The organism is uncultured Paracoccus sp. (genome assembly GCF_947496875.1).
GTDB lineage: Bacteria > Pseudomonadota > Alphaproteobacteria > Rhodobacterales > Rhodobacteraceae > Paracoccus.
On record NZ_CANMEH010000034.1, the window covers coordinates 1 to 16,831 of the forward strand.

Annotated in this window: 18 protein-coding genes and 1 pseudogene; 6 read left to right on the forward strand and 13 right to left on the reverse strand. The window is 64.1% G+C overall.

Features of this window, described 5'->3' with window-relative positions; genetic code table 11:
* Positions 1-76 precede the first annotated feature (76 nt).
* From Q0938_RS17995 to Q0938_RS18005, 4 genes and pseudogenes are all read left to right on the forward strand, one after another.
* Positions 77-249: pseudogene (locus Q0938_RS17995) on the forward strand (DUF411 domain-containing protein); the annotation flags it as partial.
* Positions 250-299: 50 nt separating this feature from the next.
* Positions 300-815 carry a L,D-transpeptidase family protein gene (locus Q0938_RS18000; protein WP_299365299.1) on the forward strand — a complete coding sequence of 172 codons (516 nt, stop codon included), beginning with the start codon at positions 300-302 and terminating at the stop codon, positions 813-815.
* A gap of 14 nt (positions 816-829) precedes the next feature.
* Positions 830-1,018, forward strand: a complete 189-nt coding sequence (locus Q0938_RS19485) for an IS3 family transposase (RefSeq protein WP_366942784.1) — start codon at positions 830-832, stop codon at positions 1,016-1,018.
* 224 nt (positions 1,019-1,242) lie between these two features.
* Positions 1,243-1,908: a L,D-transpeptidase gene (locus Q0938_RS18005; RefSeq protein WP_299365301.1), complete on the forward strand. Its 666-nt coding sequence runs from the start codon at positions 1,243-1,245 to the stop codon at positions 1,906-1,908.
* Between the two features lie 65 nt (positions 1,909-1,973).
* Here the strand turns inward: Q0938_RS18005 and Q0938_RS18010 are convergent, their stop codons facing one another.
* The 9 genes from Q0938_RS18010 to Q0938_RS18050 all read right to left on the reverse strand — a co-directional run bounded on the left by Q0938_RS18010 (position 1,974) and on the right by Q0938_RS18050 (position 9,997).
* Entirely contained in the window at positions 1,974-2,249 is a 276-nt protein-coding gene (locus Q0938_RS18010; RefSeq protein ID WP_299365303.1) for a hypothetical protein, read from the reverse strand.
* 222 nt (positions 2,250-2,471) lie between these two features.
* Complete coding sequence (locus tag Q0938_RS18015) at positions 2,472-3,524, reverse strand: type II glyceraldehyde-3-phosphate dehydrogenase (RefSeq protein ID WP_299365305.1); 1,053 nt, start codon at positions 3,522-3,524, stop codon at positions 2,472-2,474.
* A gap of 60 nt (positions 3,525-3,584) precedes the next feature.
* Complete coding sequence (locus Q0938_RS18020) at positions 3,585-4,259, reverse strand: isoprenylcysteine carboxylmethyltransferase family protein (RefSeq protein ID WP_299365307.1); 675 nt, start codon at positions 4,257-4,259, stop codon at positions 3,585-3,587.
* The gene (locus Q0938_RS18025) at positions 4,259-4,552 is read right to left on the reverse strand and encodes a DUF2933 domain-containing protein (protein ID WP_299365309.1); all 294 of its coding nucleotides are present in this window, start codon (positions 4,550-4,552) and stop codon (positions 4,259-4,261) included. Before Q0938_RS18025 ends, Q0938_RS18020 begins: the two co-directional genes overlap by 1 nt.
* Positions 4,553-4,583: 31 nt before the next feature.
* Positions 4,584-6,920, reverse strand: coding sequence for a cation-translocating P-type ATPase (locus Q0938_RS18030; RefSeq protein WP_299365311.1), 2,337 nt, complete (start codon positions 6,918-6,920; stop codon positions 4,584-4,586).
* 309 nt (positions 6,921-7,229) lie between these two features.
* Positions 7,230-7,946 (reverse strand): RNA polymerase sigma factor, encoded by a 717-nt coding sequence (locus tag Q0938_RS18035; RefSeq protein ID WP_299365313.1) that lies wholly within the window; start codon positions 7,944-7,946, stop codon positions 7,230-7,232.
* The gene (locus Q0938_RS18040; RefSeq protein WP_299365315.1) at positions 7,915-8,517 is read right to left on the reverse strand and encodes a sigma-70 family RNA polymerase sigma factor; all 603 of its coding nucleotides are present in this window, start codon (positions 8,515-8,517) and stop codon (positions 7,915-7,917) included. The genes Q0938_RS18035 and Q0938_RS18040 overlap by 32 nt, the downstream gene beginning before the upstream one ends.
* A 75-nt stretch (positions 8,518-8,592) precedes the next feature.
* A complete protein-coding gene (locus tag Q0938_RS18045; RefSeq protein WP_299365317.1) occupies positions 8,593-8,886 on the reverse strand; it encodes a hypothetical protein in 294 nt (97 codons plus the stop codon).
* Positions 8,887-9,067: 181 nt separating this feature from the next.
* Entirely contained in the window at positions 9,068-9,997 is a 930-nt protein-coding gene (locus Q0938_RS18050) for a 1-phosphofructokinase family hexose kinase (protein ID WP_299365319.1), read from the reverse strand.
* 652 nt (positions 9,998-10,649) lie between these two features.
* Between Q0938_RS18050 and Q0938_RS18055 the strand changes: the two genes are divergently transcribed.
* Positions 10,650-11,012 carry a hypothetical protein gene (locus tag Q0938_RS18055; protein ID WP_299365321.1) on the forward strand — a complete coding sequence of 121 codons (363 nt, stop codon included), beginning with the start codon at positions 10,650-10,652 and terminating at the stop codon, positions 11,010-11,012.
* 117 nt (positions 11,013-11,129) lie between these two features.
* Entirely contained in the window at positions 11,130-12,152 is a 1,023-nt protein-coding gene (locus tag Q0938_RS18060; RefSeq protein WP_299365323.1) for a hydroxyacid dehydrogenase, read from the forward strand.
* A gap of 894 nt (positions 12,153-13,046) precedes the next feature.
* Here Q0938_RS18060 and Q0938_RS18065 read toward each other — a convergent pair.
* The 4 genes from Q0938_RS18065 to Q0938_RS18080 form a co-directional block, all read right to left on the reverse strand.
* Positions 13,047-13,262, reverse strand: a complete 216-nt coding sequence (locus Q0938_RS18065) for a hypothetical protein (protein WP_299365325.1) — start codon at positions 13,260-13,262, stop codon at positions 13,047-13,049.
* Between the two features lie 13 nt (positions 13,263-13,275).
* Positions 13,276-14,934 carry a cbb3-type cytochrome c oxidase subunit I gene (locus Q0938_RS18070; RefSeq protein WP_299365327.1) on the reverse strand — a complete coding sequence of 553 codons (1,659 nt, stop codon included), beginning with the start codon at positions 14,932-14,934 and terminating at the stop codon, positions 13,276-13,278.
* 13 nt (positions 14,935-14,947) lie between these two features.
* A complete protein-coding gene (locus tag Q0938_RS18075) occupies positions 14,948-15,649 on the reverse strand; it encodes a hypothetical protein (RefSeq protein WP_299365329.1) in 702 nt (233 codons plus the stop codon).
* 196 nt (positions 15,650-15,845) lie between these two features.
* Positions 15,846-16,262, reverse strand: coding sequence for a hypothetical protein (locus Q0938_RS18080; protein WP_299365331.1), 417 nt, complete (start codon positions 16,260-16,262; stop codon positions 15,846-15,848).
* Positions 16,263-16,831: the final 569 nt, after the last annotated feature.

Below are 16,831 nucleotides of genomic sequence, written 5' to 3' on the forward strand. Positions count from 1 at the left end.
CTGTCACGGAAGCCGTGGGATAAGTCTGTCCGGGGAAAGGGGAACCTCGGCCAACACGCGATTTGCGCAACAGAGCCTCCGCAGATTGCTGCAGAAGCGGCCAGATGCGGCAGGTCTTGCGGTGCCGGGCGTGCCATATGGCAGTCCGGGCATGGGTCCAGAAGATAAGCGTGGGGCTTAGAGGTCCTGCTGGTTAGCAACGACGGCAGCAGCAAGATTTTCACTCGCTACCCTGCCGCTGACCTTTGATCAAGTCCCGCAAGTTACACCCTTTCCGCCCAATTTGGAGCATCCTCTGAATGATGAAACTGAGCCGACGTGGGTTTTCGCTGATGGCCTTTGCTGCGTTGGCAGCGTGTGGCGTCCGAAAGCCGCAGATCAAGCGATATTCTGGCCCCCCAGTCACGCAGGTCGTTGTCTATAAGGGGCGGCGCCACATGTATTTGCTGAGCGGGAACACTGTATTGAAATCTTATGACTTCGGACTGGGCTTTCAACCCCTTGGCCATAAGCAATTCGAAGGTGACGGCAAGACACCGGAGGGGGTTTATTTTGTTGACCGCTTCAATCCTCAAAGTCGCTATCATCTTTCGGTCGGGATTTCCTATCCGAACGAGCGTGATCGGGAATATGCAGCGCAATTCAATCTCAGCGCCGGGAGCGATATCATGTTTCATGGTCGCGGACCCGAAGGGAACAAGTTGGCTCGCGAGAATCGAGACTGGACCGCGGGATGCATCGCCGTTCGGGATGGTGAGATCGAAGACATTTATGCCATGCTGCGGCCGGGTGTTCCGGTCCTGATCTATCCGTAACCAACAGATCAATCCTGAAGACCCTCAAGGTCGAAGCCGTCTACCTCGCCGAATATGACAGCTATGAGGATGTCGCTGCCGACCTTCCCCGTTTCATCGACGAGGTCTACAACGCGAAACGGCTACATTCCGCCTTGGGCTGTCTCAGCCCCAACCAGTTCGAGGCCCAAACCGCCCGCACCCCTGTCAAAACTGCCGCATGAGCCTGTCCAACGGCAGGGGCGCACTCCAGAGCATGGTCACGACAGGGTGAACACCCGCCGGAGATGGGCATTGCTCACGGCATTGTCCATTGCAGGAGGCCCTTCGCGTCTGCCACGCGGTTGCTGAGTACTTCATAGATTGGAAGTACTTGAGCCGGGGAAAGAGAAATCCGGCACCGATCAGAAAGTGCGATCATGTTTGCAGCCACAGCCAGTGAGGAAAGATGCTGACGAGACGCCACTTCATCGTGACCACTGCCGCCTTGTTCTCGCCACCTCTTTCGGGACCGCTCCTGGCGAGCAGTTGGCCGACTGAGACCCGTAAGGCGGAGTGGGACGCGCAGGTGACGCCGGCGAACTACGATCCGGCCACATCAAATCCCTGGGGCCTCCACTCGCGCTTCCTGCCCCAACGGGTGATTGCCAATGACGATCTCACCCCAGGCGACGTCCATGTGGATGCGGTCGCCCGCTATCTCTACCACATCGAAGAGGGTGGGACGGCGATGCGCTACGGCGTTGCCATCGGTCGCGGGGGTCTTTACGAGCCGGGCACCTACACGATCCGGCGTAAGGTGCGTTGGCCGCACTGGACACCCACTCAGAGCATGATCGAGCGTGAGCCGGAAGTGTACGCACGGTATGGGGACGGGATGGACCCCGGGCCGCAGAACGCGCTCGGTTCGCGGGCACTCTATCTCTACGTTGGGGATCGCGACACCTATCTCCGGATCCACGGAACGCCCTATCCCCGCTCGATCGGAAGCCGGGCCAGTTCCGGGTGCGTCCGCATGGTCATGGCGCACATCAACGGGCTATACGATAAGGTCGAACTGGGGGTAATGGCGCGGCTGTATCCGGCCGAAGACGCGCTTGGCACAAGAAGCTGACACTCGGCCAGCAAGCGTAGCGCTGCCGAGACCTTTCCGAGCCTCGCTGAAACGGCGCCCCTTCGCTAGGAGGTCGTCGGCGGCTCGGATGCAGTGCAGATCGGGCGGCCATCGACCGCGCGAAGTGGCAGAAGCGTTGTCTCGACGGGACCCGCATGCCGATACCAGTAACAGCCGTCCTCAGGCCGCAGCCGTGCGGTCTGCACGTCCTGATGAGGCGCGGCAAGTGCAATCACGGCTTCTGGCACCGTCTCGGGGCCGTCGTTCGCGCGTTCGACGGTCGCGCCGCATGCTCCCAAGAGGAGCGATGCCGCAAATGGCCCTGCCCATCGGATACTCATATCCCGCTCCCGATGGATCGTGAAAATTCCTCTTGGAAGCGATACTCCACTACGAAACGCAGGACACGTGTTGAATATCAGAAAGAAGCCTCGCCTCACGCATGATTGACCGCCCCTGATAGCCGATGCTGCAGCCGTCGGCGCCAGCGGACGTGCTTGAGTTTTGGATCAGCTTCAGTCCGCGGGCAGAATCGGCTGCCACGAAATCGGTATGCTGGCTTCTCACTTGCCGAGCGCATCAGCGATCAGACCAATGCCGAGCGCCGCGTCGGTCTTGGCGATGGAGGCGCCGGGCTCGCGGATGGATCCGGTGATCGCCCGAATGGCGTCGATCGTCTCCGGGATCACGATTGCCTGATTGTCCACCATGTAGGCATAGAAGAGCTCGTCGCCCTCCACCTTCAGCATGTCGGCCCAGAGCGCGACCTCATAAAGATTGTCGTGCGACCGACCGAGATCGGCCATCAACTCCTTGACCGTATTGAGCGCCGTCAGTCCGGCCTCGAGACGGATCAGGGCGATGCGAGAGGAGGACCGAAAAGCATCCAGCACCTCTTCCTTGCTGGCGTGACGGTTCATCTGGACCGACCAGTAATGCAGGTGGGCGAGGGTTTCCGGAACCTTGACGGCCATGGTGACGACGTCGAGATCGGGATCGACGCTCTGTGCGTCGGGACCCTGATGGCTCGGGATCTCCGGCTCGGGCACCAGCGTGTTCATGATCCCACCCTCATGGCTTTCCCAAGGGTCGGTGGCACGCCGGAGCAGCGTTCCCCGCGCGCGACGCAGCAGGCCCGCGCGTTTGAGCGCGGCCAAGGTTCGAACCGTCGCAGTGGTGTTGCAGGAAACGACACGGGTGCTGTTGCGGTCGAGGGCGCTGGCATAGTTCACCTCGGCCACGAAGGAGTGGCCTGTCAGCCCGTGCTTCTCGCCGCCTTGAAGGATGAACTTGATGCCACGCTGCCGGTATAGCTCGACGTTTCTGGCCGCGACCCGCTTCGGTGTGCAGTCGACGACCAGATCTGCCGCATCCAGCAGATCCTCGAGAGTTCCTTCGACTGCAAGGCCCGCATTCCGCATGGCCTGCATGTGTTCGGTAGAGCCGGTGAAGAGGCGGAAGCCCTTCCGCATGGCGATGCGCGGGCGCCAGTCGGTTGCAATATCGGCGACACCGGCGATCTCCATATCGTCCTGCCGAGCCACGGCCTCGGCTACGCGCTTGCCAATGACACCATAGCCATTAACGGCGACGCGGGTTTTTCCATTTGGGTTCATTGAGTCCTCACCAGATTCTGTTGTCACGGGTCACGGGTCACGGGTCAGGGCGGCGAGGAGCTAGGGATATTGCCGCCCGCCGCCGGGCCATCGACCGGCCACGGGCGGGAGCTTCGGGACGAAAGCCGGCACCTCGGCCATGTAGCGTGAATAGGCTTCCCCGAACTCAGCCAAGGCTTCGCGTTCCTCGGCGCGGGCGAGGCGCGAATACATGACGACAAGCACCGGAAACATCAGGATGGTAAGCAGGGTCGGCCATTGCAGCAGGAAGCCGAAAAGGACGAGAATGAAGCCGATATACTGGGGATGTCGCACATAGGCGTAAGGGCCGGTGGTCGCGAGCGCGTGCCGGCGCTGCGCCTCATAGAGAACCCTCCAGGCGGCCGAGATCATGAGGAAGCCGCCGCCGATGAAAACGAAGCTCAAGAGATGGAACGGCCCGAAATGAGGGTTGGCCTTCCAGCCGAACAGCATTTCTAGCAGATGGCCGGCATCGTGCGACAGCCAGTCGACCCCAGGATAGCGACTCTGCAGCCAGCCCGAGAGAAGATAGATCGTCAGCGGGAAGCCGTACATCTCGGTGAAAAGCGCGACTAGGAAGGCACTGAACGCCCCGAACGAGCGCCAGTCGCGCGCAGTCTGCGGCTTGAAGAAGCTAAAGGCGAAAAGAATGAAGATGGCCGAGTTGATCACAACCAGCAGCCAGAGCCCGTAGGCAGGCGCAGTGTCCGTCATCACTGATCACCGGACCGGTTGATGCCGGAGTCGCGCCGCGCACCGTCGCCCTCCGTCCGATCGCCCGAGCCCCCATTCCCGTGGTGCCCGCCATGGCCTCCATGAGCGCCATGCATGAAGAAGTGCATGCCTCCGCAGAGCAGCAATAGCAGCAGCAGAGGTCCCGTCCCGACAAGATGCGCCCAGTGCTCGGAAATCAGGAAAAAGCCGCCGACGCCAAGAAAGCCCAGGAGCACCAGGTTGGTAGGGGAGGCGAAAAAGCGGCGCAGACCCACGCGTTGATTGCTGTCCATGATCCGTATCCTTTGTTTTGAATCCGCCAGCTCATCCAACGGCTAACGACTGACCCGTCTCGGCGACCGGAATCCGGCCGTTGTCTACCCCGTCCAGCCGGGTCCGCTTGAGGAGGAGCGCGTTGGCTGCCACCAAAGCCGAACTGCCCGACATGGCCAAGGCCGCTACCTCCGGGCTGATGACCAAGGGATAAAACACGCCCGCTGCCATCGGGAATGCCACGACATTGTAGGCGACTGCCCAGAACAGATTCTGATGCATCTTCCGCAAGGTGGCCCGCGACAGCTCGATGGCGCCGACCACATCGTAGGGGTCGCTCTTCATCAGGACCACGTCGGCGCTCTCCATCGCCACGTCGGTGCCGGCCCCGATGGCGAAGCCGACATCGGCCTGGGTCAGCGCCGGCGCGTCGTTGATCCCGTCGCCGACCATGCCGACGCGCTTGCCCTGGGCCTGCAGCTCCCTGATCTTGTCGGCCTTCTGGCCCGGCAGCACGTCAGCGAGCACCATTGAGATGCCGAGCTCGCCGGCGATCCGACGGGCGGTACCCTCGTTGTCACCGGTCAGCATCGCCACCTCGACACCGCGCTCGCGCAGGCGCGCGACGGTGGCCTTGGCGCTCGGCCGCGGCGCATCGGCGATGGCGATCAGGCCCAACAGACGGCCGCCCCGCGCCACATGCACCACGGTGCGCCCCTCGCCTTTCAGCCGTTCAGCGTCGGCGGCGAGCGCCGCGAGATCAATGCCCTCCGCATCCATCAGACGGCGATTGCCAACGAAAACGGTCTCGCCCTCGATCTCGGCTTGGGCTCCCATGCCTTCGCGGTTGAGAAAGCCGCTGGTCTGCGGCACGTCGAGTCCCTTGGCGCGTTCAACGATCGCCAGCGCCAGCGGGTGGTCCGAGCCGCGATCGACCGCCGCCGCGGCGCGGAGCGCGTCATCCTCCGAGTACCCCTCGGCCGCGACGACCCCCACCACCCGGGGCGCGCCCATCGTCAGCGTGCCGGTCTTGTCGAAGACAATCACGTCGAGCTTGGTGGCGTTCTCCAGGGCACCTGCGTTCTTGAACAGGATGCCATGCGTCGCCCCGAGCCCGGTACCGACCATCACCGCCATCGGCGTGGCGAGCCCCAGCGCATCGGGGCAGGCGATCACGAACACGGTGATCGTCAGCGTCAGCGCGAACAGCAGCGGCTGGCCGATCCACCAGAACCAGACCGCGAAGGTCGCAAGCCCGATCACGATGGCGATCACTACCAGCCATTGTGAAGCGCGGTCGGCGAGGAGCTGCGCGGGGGCTTTGGAGTTCTGCGCCTCCTGCACCAGCTTGACGATCTGGGCGAGTGCAGTATCGGCCCCGACCTTGGTCGCGCGGTAGCGGAAGCTGCCGCTCTTGTTGATGGTGGCGCCGATCACCAGGTCGCCGGGCGCCTTCTGCACCGGCATGGACTCGCCTGTGAGCATGGATTCATCGACCAGCGACTCGCCCTCCAGGACCTCGCCGTCGACAGGGATCTTGTTGCCAGGCCGGATCACCACGGTTTCGCCAGCCTGGACCTCGGCCGTCGGCACCTCGACTTCGCTTCCGTCGCGCAGGATCGTCGCCATCGGCGGGGCGAGGTCGAGCAGTGCCCGGATTGCCGCCGAGGCGCCGGCGCGCGCCCGCATCTCCAGCCAGTGGCCGAGCAGGATGAAGACGAGCAGCACGGCAACCGCTTCGTAGAACTGTACACCGTTGAAGAAGAACGTCGCACCGACGCTGAACAGGTAGCCGGTGCCAACCGACAGCACCACCAGCACCGCCATGTTGAGCACGCCGTTCCTCAGCGCCCGCCAGGCAGCGGTGAAGAATGGCCAGCTCGGATAGATGATCGCCGCGGTTCCCAGGAAGAACAGCCACAGGTCGAGCTCGAGTCCGAAGGGCGGCGCCGGCGGCGTGAACATCCCGCCCATCGGCGAGTAGATGAAGAGCGGCACGGTAAAGGCGAGCGCGATCCAGAAGCGGTTGCGCATGTCGCGGACCATCACCGCCATATCCATGCCGGCGCCGTGGCCCATCTCGTGGGCCATCTGGTCCCGTGCCGGCGCGGCGCTATGTCCTTCGTGCGCCGCGCGCGCTGGCGCGGCATCCGGGGTGCAGACGTGACGCGGCGTGACCTCGCCACGACAGCGAAAACCGCACGAACCGATGATCCATTGTAGCCGTTCGACGCTGGTGGCGTCCGGGTCAAAGTCGACCGTGACGCTGCCGGAGGCAGGATTGGCCACCGCCCGGCGCACGCCCGGCTCCTGTCGCAGCTGCTTCTCGACCCCGAGATGGTCGAGTTCCTCGAAGAGGCCACCGACCTCCAATGTCACCGTGCTCATGGGCCGACCTCCGCCAGTCGCTTCAAAGCCTGTTTTCCAGGGCTCGCGTTCAACCGGGATCAGCCGCCGCAGCAGCCCTTCGACCCGCTACTGGTTGCTGGCTCCGCTTTCGGCGCTTCAGCTGGGGCCGGTGCCGCCACCTTCTCAGACTGCGCCGGGTGGGCGGAGGCGGCCTTGCCTCCGCCGCAACAGCATCCAGTCGTCTGATCGCCGCTTGATTTCACTTTGGGGGTCATCGTCGTTCTCCTCGGCTGGCGCGATGCGCCTGGTTCTTGGTTCACTTAAAAAGACGCGGAGGAGCCGCGCGCATTACAGCTCTTCGCCCTCGCGGGCATTTGCATACCGGCGCCGGCCACGTACGGCTTCCTCGCAGCCGCAGTCGAGATAGCCGTGCACCGGACAGGTCAGGCACATTTCCTCAAGCCGCCGCTTCAGCGCCTGCCGGGCGCGGTGCAGCCGTACGCCGAGCGCGTTGAGCGTAATGTCGAGATGCGCCGCCACCGCCTCCCGCGTCTCCTCCATCAGGTCAACGCGCCAGATCACTTCGGCGTGTTCGGGTTTCAGAGTCGGCAGGAGCTTGTAGAGGCAGTTGCAGACCGCCTCCTCCAGTTCGGGATCGGGCACGGTGGACAAGCCGTCGAGCTGCTCCGGACTCATGGCCGTCTCCCGTTCTCGCTGCCGCGCGGCCTGCCGCTGATGGTCTGCGATGCTGGTGGCGAGGATCCGGCTCAACCAGCCGCGGACGGTCCGGACATCGCGCAGATCCCCCGACCGCGAGAGCGCCCGGAGCACAAAGGTCTGAAGTACGTCCTCGGCCTCGTCGGCGCTGCCGAGCCGCCGCCACAAGTATGCCAGAAGCTGCCAGCGGCTTTCGACCAGCGTCTGGCGTACGGCGGCATCCGAGGCCGGCTTGACGCTCTGGCCGGCCTCCGCATCGTGATCGGGAGCCTTCATTGTCACCTCCGCACCATCAGACGCGGCGGCGGCGGCATTCTTACACTCGTCGGGGCTCCCCCGTGCCTGCACAGTCGCAGCTTCGGAAGCCGCCGTCGCAGCATCCCGCGCACCGCTCCTCCAGCTTCGTCTTCAGCGCCCGCCGGGCGCGATGCAGCCGCACGCCGACATTGTTGGCCGTCAGGCCCAGGTCCGCCGCGATCCGCTCGCGCGGCGCTTCGTCGAGATCGGCGCGGCGGATGATCTCGGCGTAGTCAAGCTTCAGCGCCGGCAGGACGTCGTGGACGCAAGTGCAAGGTGTCGCGGCCAGCTCCGGATCGACCGCCGCTTCTCTCGGCTCGAGCGCGTAGCCCGCCTCGGCCCGCTGCCGCGTGGCGCGACGGCGATACTGGTCGGTCAGTGTATTGCGCAGGATGCGGCCAAACCAGGCGTCGATCCTCTCGTCGTCCTGCAAGGTATCCGCCGCGCGGATCACCTTGAGCGAGAACTCCTGCAGCGCGTCCTCGGCGTCCTCGGGGCACGCAAGGCGGTGGCGAAAATAGCGGAGGAACTCGCTCCGGCATTCAATCAGCTGACGTTCGACCACGCTATTGCGGGCGGCTAGGTTCTTCGGGTGGGGTGGGTGACGGAAGAGTATGGACATCGTAAGTGGCTCCAAGCGACTGGAATCAGTAGGTCTGGTGGTGCCGCCGGCGCGGGATGCGCCGAAGATCACCGCTCAGGCGTTCGCTGGGAGACGAGGCGGGCGGAAGATGCCGCCGATTGATTGCGATATTTTGGGCAGCGTAGGTTCGATTTGACGCTCACCGGATTTCTTGAGGGGTGCGGGCAACGCCAAGACAGGCACAGCAAGAAAGACGCAGGCGCCGATAGCGTGGCAGGATGAGAGCCGCCCCGCATCGATATCACTCCGTTCCTCCAGGGACTGCGCGATCTCCATCCCCTGCATCGTGTGCGCGTGGGTGGACGTGTCGGGCTGAAGATCGAACACGCCGCTGATGACGAACAGCAAGAATAGCAGAACGGCCCGCGCCCACGCAGGGCCGTTGCGGTTTGATCTCTGTCCAAGGCTTGCACGCATGAGCATCGCGTTACCGTGAAGCACCTTCGGCCGACGGCATGTATTGATTGTGCTCAACTCGCTGCAAAACTGCAAGCCTGCCGCCGGTCTCGAGGCGCGGGTCCTGCCCGACTTATCTGCGCTCTTGGATCTCTTTGTACAGGCGCTCGACATCCTCCCGTTGGCAGAGCCCTGTCCCGGCTGAAAGTACCGCAGCGGTGCCTGCCGCCATGCCGTAGGCGAAGGCATCTTCGACGGAGCGCCCCTCGGCCAGCCCAAGCGTCATTGCGGCAAGGAAGCTGTCACCGGCGCCGGTTGCGCTCTTCACCGGAACCTGGGGCGGCGTCAGGCGCAGAGATCGTCCAGGTGTGACCAGCAACGCACCGTCTCGCCCCAGCGTCAACGCAACGATCTCGGCCGCGCCCGACGCTACGAGATCGCGAGCCGCTGTCTCCTGTTCGGCTGCCAGGGGAAGCTTGCGCCCGACAAGCGCCTCGAGCTCGCCTAGGCTTGGCTTGATCAGGTGCACGCCGCCGCCAATGCCGGCCCGCAGCGCGGCGCCGGAGGTGTCGAGCACCAGCTTGATCCCCTTCTGCTGCGTGATCTCCCGAACCAAGGCATAAAAATTCGCGGGTACGCCGCGTGGCAGGCTGCCGCTCGCTACCAGGTAGTCGCAGTCGATCTCGTCCAGTGCCGCCAGGCAAGCGCGCCACTCGGCCTCCGCGACCAAGGGCCCTTCGGGCACGAAGCGGTATTCCAGACCGCTCGACTGCTCGAAGACTGCATGACTGATCCGGGTGTGATCGGCGATCGGGAAGCGCCGCCGGGGGATCGCCGCGGCGGCGAGAAGATCGTCGAGGACGGCCCCGGTCGCACCGCCGGCGAGATAGAGCGCGAGTGTCGATCCACCCAGCTCGCGCACCACGCGCGCCACGTTGATCCCGCCTCCGCCGGGATCGTAGCGCTCGTCCACGGTCCGTACCTTGTGAATGGGTCGGACGGTCTCAGCTTGCGCGGACCCGTCGATCGACGGGTTGAGGGTGAGCGTGACGATGGATTTCATTTGGCTCCCTCAAAAGGTGTCGCGAACCTGCGAATATGGTACGCTGGTCGATGCGCCTATGGGACAGACGCATCGCCTCGCGCTGCCTTACCGCGCGTGATCGCCGGCCACCGTAGCTGAGTTCCCTATGTGGCGCCCCGCCCACTTAACGTCGGGCGCGGCGTGCATCCGCAGTAGCAAGTGTGACGTCGTGTTTCTCCCGTTGGCCGTTGCGCTCGGGTGTAAGCCGGGTCGAGTGGAACCTGAGAGGCACAAGGGCTGACCAGCCGGCAGCCTAATGATTGTAACTGAACTGCCTCCCTTGCTCTCGATTCTGCGCCTGTTCGGCATCTTGCGCCTGCCGGCGGCGGTGGCAGGGCGATCAGCTTCGTTCCTCACTGCACTTCGTGAGCGCCGCCGTAGGGCAGGTTCCCATTCCATACTTCCCCGCCCCCTCGATCGAGGGGGTTGAGCCTTCTATGGCAGTGTAACCCGCCCCCTCGATCGAGGGGGTTGAGCCTTCTATGGCAGTGTAAGAAGCGATGACCGTTTGCGTCTTTAGAAAGACCGCAACGGTTGCGGCCCAAGCAGCCGGCCAAGCCGGCCTGCTGCTTGCATGGGCTCGAGCTCCGGCCCGGAGCCTCTGGGCCAAGAACAGAAATGGAAAACCACGATGAAGAGATCCCTTGCAATCCTCGTTGCCTCGAGTTTCGCACTCGCGGCCGTTGGCGCCAATGCCGCGCAGCACGACCAAGATCAGTCCGGCGTGATGGCAGATGGCGGCGGGCAGCCGGGTGGCATGATGGGCCAAGGCGGCATGATGGGCCGAGGTGGCATGAGCCATGCCATGATGCTCAAGATGATGGTGGCGCTGGCGGACACGAACAACGACGGGGCACTATCGCTCGAAGAGGTCCAGGCCGTGCACGCGCGAATGTTCAACATGGCCGACGGCGATGGCAACGGTCAGATAACCATGGAGGAGATCCAAGGCTTCATGCAGGGCGACGCGACGGCGGCTCCGCAGGCTCGGTAGCCATCCCCGTCCTACCACGGCGGTCAAGGGCCCGGCGGCATGAAGCGGCCGGGCCTCCTCTCCCTTGGCGTGATTGCAGCCCCGACTGTCCAGAGGGGCGCGTTCCTGGAGCAGCGAATGAAGATTACCATTTTTGAGGCCGAGGAATGGGAGCGGCGGGCCTGCCAGCGGCTGCGGCCGGCGCATGTTGTGAGTTGCACCGCCGAAGCCTTGGACGCAGGCAGCGCCGAGACGCACGGCGATGCGGAGATCGTCAGCACCTTCGTGAATTCGCGGCTTGGCAGTGACGTGCTGGCGAAGTTTCCCGATCTGAAGCTGATCGCCACCCGCTCGACCGGCTACGATCATATTGACCGCGATTGGTGCGCCGCGCATGGCGTGACGATCGTCAACGTACCCGATTACGGTGACGCGACCGTGGCCGAGCATGCCTTTGCCCTGCTACTCGCCGTGGCACGCAACCTGATCGAGGCGGTCGAGCGCACCCGCCGCGGGAGTTTCTCGCAGTCCGGGCTGCGCGGCTTCGAGCTGCGGGGCAAGATGCTCGGCGTCGTTGGCACCGGGCGGATCGGTCTGAAGGTAATCGAGATCGCAGGCGGCTTCGGCATGAATGTCCTGGCCCACGACCTCCACCCCGATGCGGACGCGGCGGCGCGGCTCAAGTTCCGCTACGACGATCTCGACGCGGTTCTGAGGGCGGCGGATGTGCTGACGCTGCATGTGCCGGTGACGCCCACCACTGCCGGCCTGATCGGCAACCGTGAATTCGCATTGATGCAGCCAGGCGCGGTACTGATCAACACCGCTCGTGGCAATATCGTCGACGTTCCGGCTCTGGTTCGGGCGCTGGCCGACGGTCGGCTCCGCGCCGCAGGGCTCGATGTGTTGCCGCAGGAACCGCTGATCCGTGAGGAAGCGCAGATCTTCCGCGGTGCTTGGTCCGAGGGGCATGACCTCAAGGCCCTGGTCGCAAACCACGTGCTCCTGCGCTTTCCAAACGTGATCGTTACACCGCATATCGCCTACAATACCGAAAGCGCCGTCCACCGGATCATCGACACAACACTTGCCAACATCGAGGCCTATACCCGCGGGCAGCCGCAGAACGTGATCACCCCGCCGAGCCAGAGCAACGGATAAGGCGCGGATCGCACTCTGTCGTTGGTACTGGAGCAGGAGGATCGAGAGAGGGCAGACGTCGGTGTGCCGGGCGTTGTCATCAGTATCTGTTCGGTGAAGCGCTCGCCAAGAAGCACCATGCTTCATCCGGAATGTGACCCGCAGTCTCACGGCTCGCTTTTATTCTTGGGCCGGACTTCCACAGAGGGATCTCCGCCACGCCGGAGCGAGAAGGCTTGGAGGTCGAGGGTGATCACGCCGGCAATCCAGGCGAGCGGGGACAAGAAGCACCCATCGGAAGTCCGAGGCGATCACGAAATTGATTCCGCTCATGAGAACGACCGAGAACAGCCCGGCGCCGGCGAGAAGCAGCAAGGTGATCCTCGAAGGTCGTCCCCCACGAGAGACGAGGTAGACTGTCAGGAAAGCCAGTAGCCCGGTTGCCACTGCGTGTCCGCCTAAAACAACAAACACGTGATTGAGCCAGGTGGCCAGTTCCGGCGCGGAGCGGGAGACCTCGGCCAACGTGCCGCCAATGAAGCGCTCATCTTCCGGGAGAAGAGTTGGCCGCAAGCCAATAAAGTATACTCCCATTCCGACCTGAAAAACGGCACAGATGGTCAGCAGGCCGAGACCGATCACGCTTGCTGCCGAGCCTCCTCTCCTGGACTGGCTCTTATCCACTTCCGTCGATTCTCCCTCCACGGGATTGCCGCAACTAGGGTCCGCAGCCTGTCTTTCTGCGTCGGGTCAAGGTAGGGGTATCCCGCGCGTCCGCACCTGGTTCACCCTGACCTTGGCATCCTGCAACAGCGCTCGACCGTCTCGTCTGCTGGCGACCCGAGCCAGCAGACGAGCACCATTCTTCACACGCGGCCCCGAACAAGAACGGCCTGAAGCCGACTCGGCCGAGCCTCAGGGACGGCGGTCAACGTCCGTGACCATTCCAAGTGCCCGGGAACCGCGGACAGAGCGCTGCAGCAGGACGGCAAGGCCCAAAAACAGCATCGCGCCGAAGCCCCAGACGCGGGCGTAGCCGATCATGTCGCCCCAGGGTGCCAGAGCATAGACCAGCGCCAGCAGTGCCCAGACCACCGCCACGCCTGCAACAAGCCAGATATCTTCATTCATCGCCTTTTCTCCTTCAATGCCCGGACCCGCCGACGGCGGTCACAGGCAGGCTCTGCATCAGTTCGAAGCCCAGTGTCGTGAAGCCATACATGGCCAGCACGATCACCAGCATCGCGATGGGTCCGGTCCAGGCGGCCACCCCTGCGCGCAGCGGCACCGATCCCAATTCAGGCACCGGCAGGGCCAGGTGCGGCGCGGTTGCGCTGCGCTTCGGCACGATGGCGGCGGCAACGCCGGCCGTGAACACCAGAAGTGCCAATGCCATCAGACTGCCCCCCACGCCCATGATGGCCATCAGGGTTTGCCACAGTACCGGGGCCTCGCCGCCGTAGCTCACCTCGATCACCCGCCGCGGCACGCCGAGATAGCCTGCCGCCACCCCTGCGCCGCCAAAGAGCAGGAGCCCGGCCATGGCAAGCCACGGCATCAGCCGCATCAGACCCGGCCACGCCAGCGCCCTTCCGCTGAGCGCGGGCAGCATCACCGAGAACGCCGCCAGCAAGGTCATGCTGACGGTGCCGACAGTGAAAAAGTGGAAATAGCCCGGAACGAAGAACGTATCCGAGAGGAGAGGCGCCAGCTTTTCCTGGATGAGGACGAAGGCCAGCACGATCCCGAACGCCATGCTGATCACCGCTACTCCTGCGGCTGCCATCGCCGGCTGTCGCCAGGGCAGCATCCTGATCCAGCCAAAAAGTCCTCGGGCGCCCCGGGACCGGGCGTGCACTTCGAGCGAGGCGACAATGATGAGAAACGCAGTCAGCGTCGGTACCGAGACGAACAGCGACAGCAGCGACCCCGTCACCTTCACCGCTCCGGGCAGGCTGGGTTCGAGGAACATGTGATAGAGTGACGTCGGTGGCACGAAGACCAGATACATGGCGAAGACGATCTTCGAGAACCGAGCCCCGAACACCGACTGTACCCCGGTCAGGGCCTGCATCAGCACGTACCACATCAGAACAGTGGCCATCAGCGGCAGATAATGCAGGTTGTGAAACAGGATGTGCCAGTTGGTCGCCTGGGCGACGGGGAATGTCCCGATGCCCAACGCCCAGAACGCACCGGGCAGGAAGGCATGCAGCGCCGCGAATCCTGTCACGATCAGGAATCCTGCCCAAGCCAGTAGCGCGAAGCCGACCGCGCTCAGTCGGTCGCGCCCACCTTTCCGGAGGGAGCGCAAGAGGGTCGCGATCGCGGCCGCCGGGGTCAGCATCAGACCGAGCCCCAGCAGGATGTAGCCGAGATTGAACACCAGGAGGGTGCCCGGCTCTTCTTCCAGCAGCGCGGGTGCGCCGTCGTAGAGCGGCGGTATGCCCATGTAGGCGCCAGTCAGGCTGAAGCCGAAGCCGAGCAGCATTAGAAGCCCTCCGGCCGTAGCGCCACCACGCCAGGCCAGACCGCCCCTGTCCTCGACCGCCGCAAAGCCCAGAAGGAGCGCGACCTGTGCCAGATAGAGCCAGTAGAAGAAGACGCTGACGCCGTGGAGCGTCAGAAAGCGGTAGCCGGAGTCGGACTCCACCTCGATGAAGCCGGCACGGGCCAAGGCGGTCAGCACACCGCCGAGAATGCCGAGCGCCAGCGCTGCCAGCGCGACTGCCGCAACTGTCAGCAGCAGGACGCGGTCGCGCGACGGCAGCGCGACGAAACGCGTGGTGAGAGTTTGTGACATGATGCTTTCCCTCTCAGACGACATCGACGCGCGCCTGCATGGCGTCATGACCGGTCCCGCAATAGGCGGTGCAATAAACCAGATAGCTGCCGGGCTTCTCAAAGGTCAGATCGACCTCGGTCACGGTACCCGGGCGCAGGCGGATCATCCGCGATCCGCGCCCGAACTGGATCGAAGCGCCGTGTGGAATATCGGTGGCCATCAGGCGGAACCGGTAAGGCGTTCGCGCATCCAGCCGCAGATGGGCCGGCTCGTAGAACCAGCGTTCGGCGATCATCGGGATGTTGAGTGGTTCCGCGTGATCGTCGGACGGTGTGGCTTCGGATTGTCCGGCATGGCCGTCATCGTGGCCGTGGCCCGCCGCCGCCGCTGGGTCAGGAGCGTGCGCGGCCATGATCGTGGCGGGCGCCGCCGTTTCCATCGCCGCCAGTGCTTCGTGTCGTGGATAAACGCTGCCGTCAGCCTGACCGAAGCGCGCAATGAAATTCTCGACTTCGGTGCGGAATGCCTCCGCGTCGGGGCCGGCGGTCACAGCGCCGTGGCCGCCCCCGCCGTGTGCGGCAAGCTGATCATCGGCGCCCTCTGCAGAGCGGAACAGGGCCGCCGGTCCGGGTGCGGCGCCATAGCCAACCCAGAGGCCGTAAAGGCTGACCCCGCCGAACCCCAGAGCCGCCACGAAACCGCGCCGGGTGGTCAGATGTGATAAACTGCTCATATCAGGTCTTTCTGGTTCCTTCCGATGAAGGTGCAGTCGTTGCGCACGACATCGGGTTTGTGACGTGTCCACGTGTCCACGTGTCCACGTGTCCACGTGACCGCGGCCGACTGCCGCGCGCTGCGGTTGAGGCAGCAAGGGGGCGTCGGTGTCGCGAAATCCTCAGGCACTGCACCGCAGCGCCCGTCGGCGGCGCTCAGGCCGCGAGGGCGCGAATGGGGGGGCGAAGATCCGGCACAGCGTCGATGCCGGCAGCAGGTTGATCGCCGCCGAAACTTACCGCCAGGATGATGTCATTGTGGCCCAGCACGGCGAACAGAGCGGGCAGAGGCACCGCCATGCAGGTGGACATGGCACAAGCGGCGGCGCTGCATGCAGCGTCTGGAGGATCGCCGCACGGGGTCAAGTCGCCGTTCACAACTGCAGCCAAGGGCATGTTGATGGCAACCTCGTGACAATGAGATTGCGGGGCGGACGTCGGAACACCGGAAGTGGCGAGGTCGGGCGCGAGCAGGACCAACAAGACGGCTAGCACGGCAACAAGGCGGGCACGGTCCAGCAGTCGGCCGAGGACCGTTATGCCTTCGTTACGTGAGACCCGCCATATTGTCATTGTCTCGCTTCGTAACAGCGATCCGGAACGTCGCTTTGGAGCAGTAGCAAGATGCGCTATGCCGCCGATTCTGCTACTTGTCTTTGACCCAGGTCAACGAAACCGCCCTTGGCGTAGTGCTCCTGTGACACGCTGGCGGGCAGAAGCGGATCAACCCAGTGAAGGTCCGGCCCAACCCCTTCCCCGCTGCCACCTGCCCTTTCGAAGGAGGTCGCCCAATACGGCTATGGGCTTCCTTTTCTCAATGGGTGCGGGAAAGTGAGGCTATGAGGAGCATCAGGTCGAGGCTGCGCGGCCCAGGATTTTGGTAAAATCCGGCTCGAAGAGACGTGGAAGATATGCTGAGGCGCTCATGAACGCGGTTTGGGGAGGACAAACCAAGTCAGCATGACAACAGCGGTCTCGTCACTTCCGGGCCCTGCGGGCGGGACGGCACAGCCGATCCCCGCACCCTCAGCCTATGGGTGGGATCGGTCGACTGCACGACATGCTGGTAACCGTCCGGCGTGACCGCTATCCGTTCCAGCGCCACGGCATCAGGTCATCGACCTTGGTGATCTTGTAGTCGG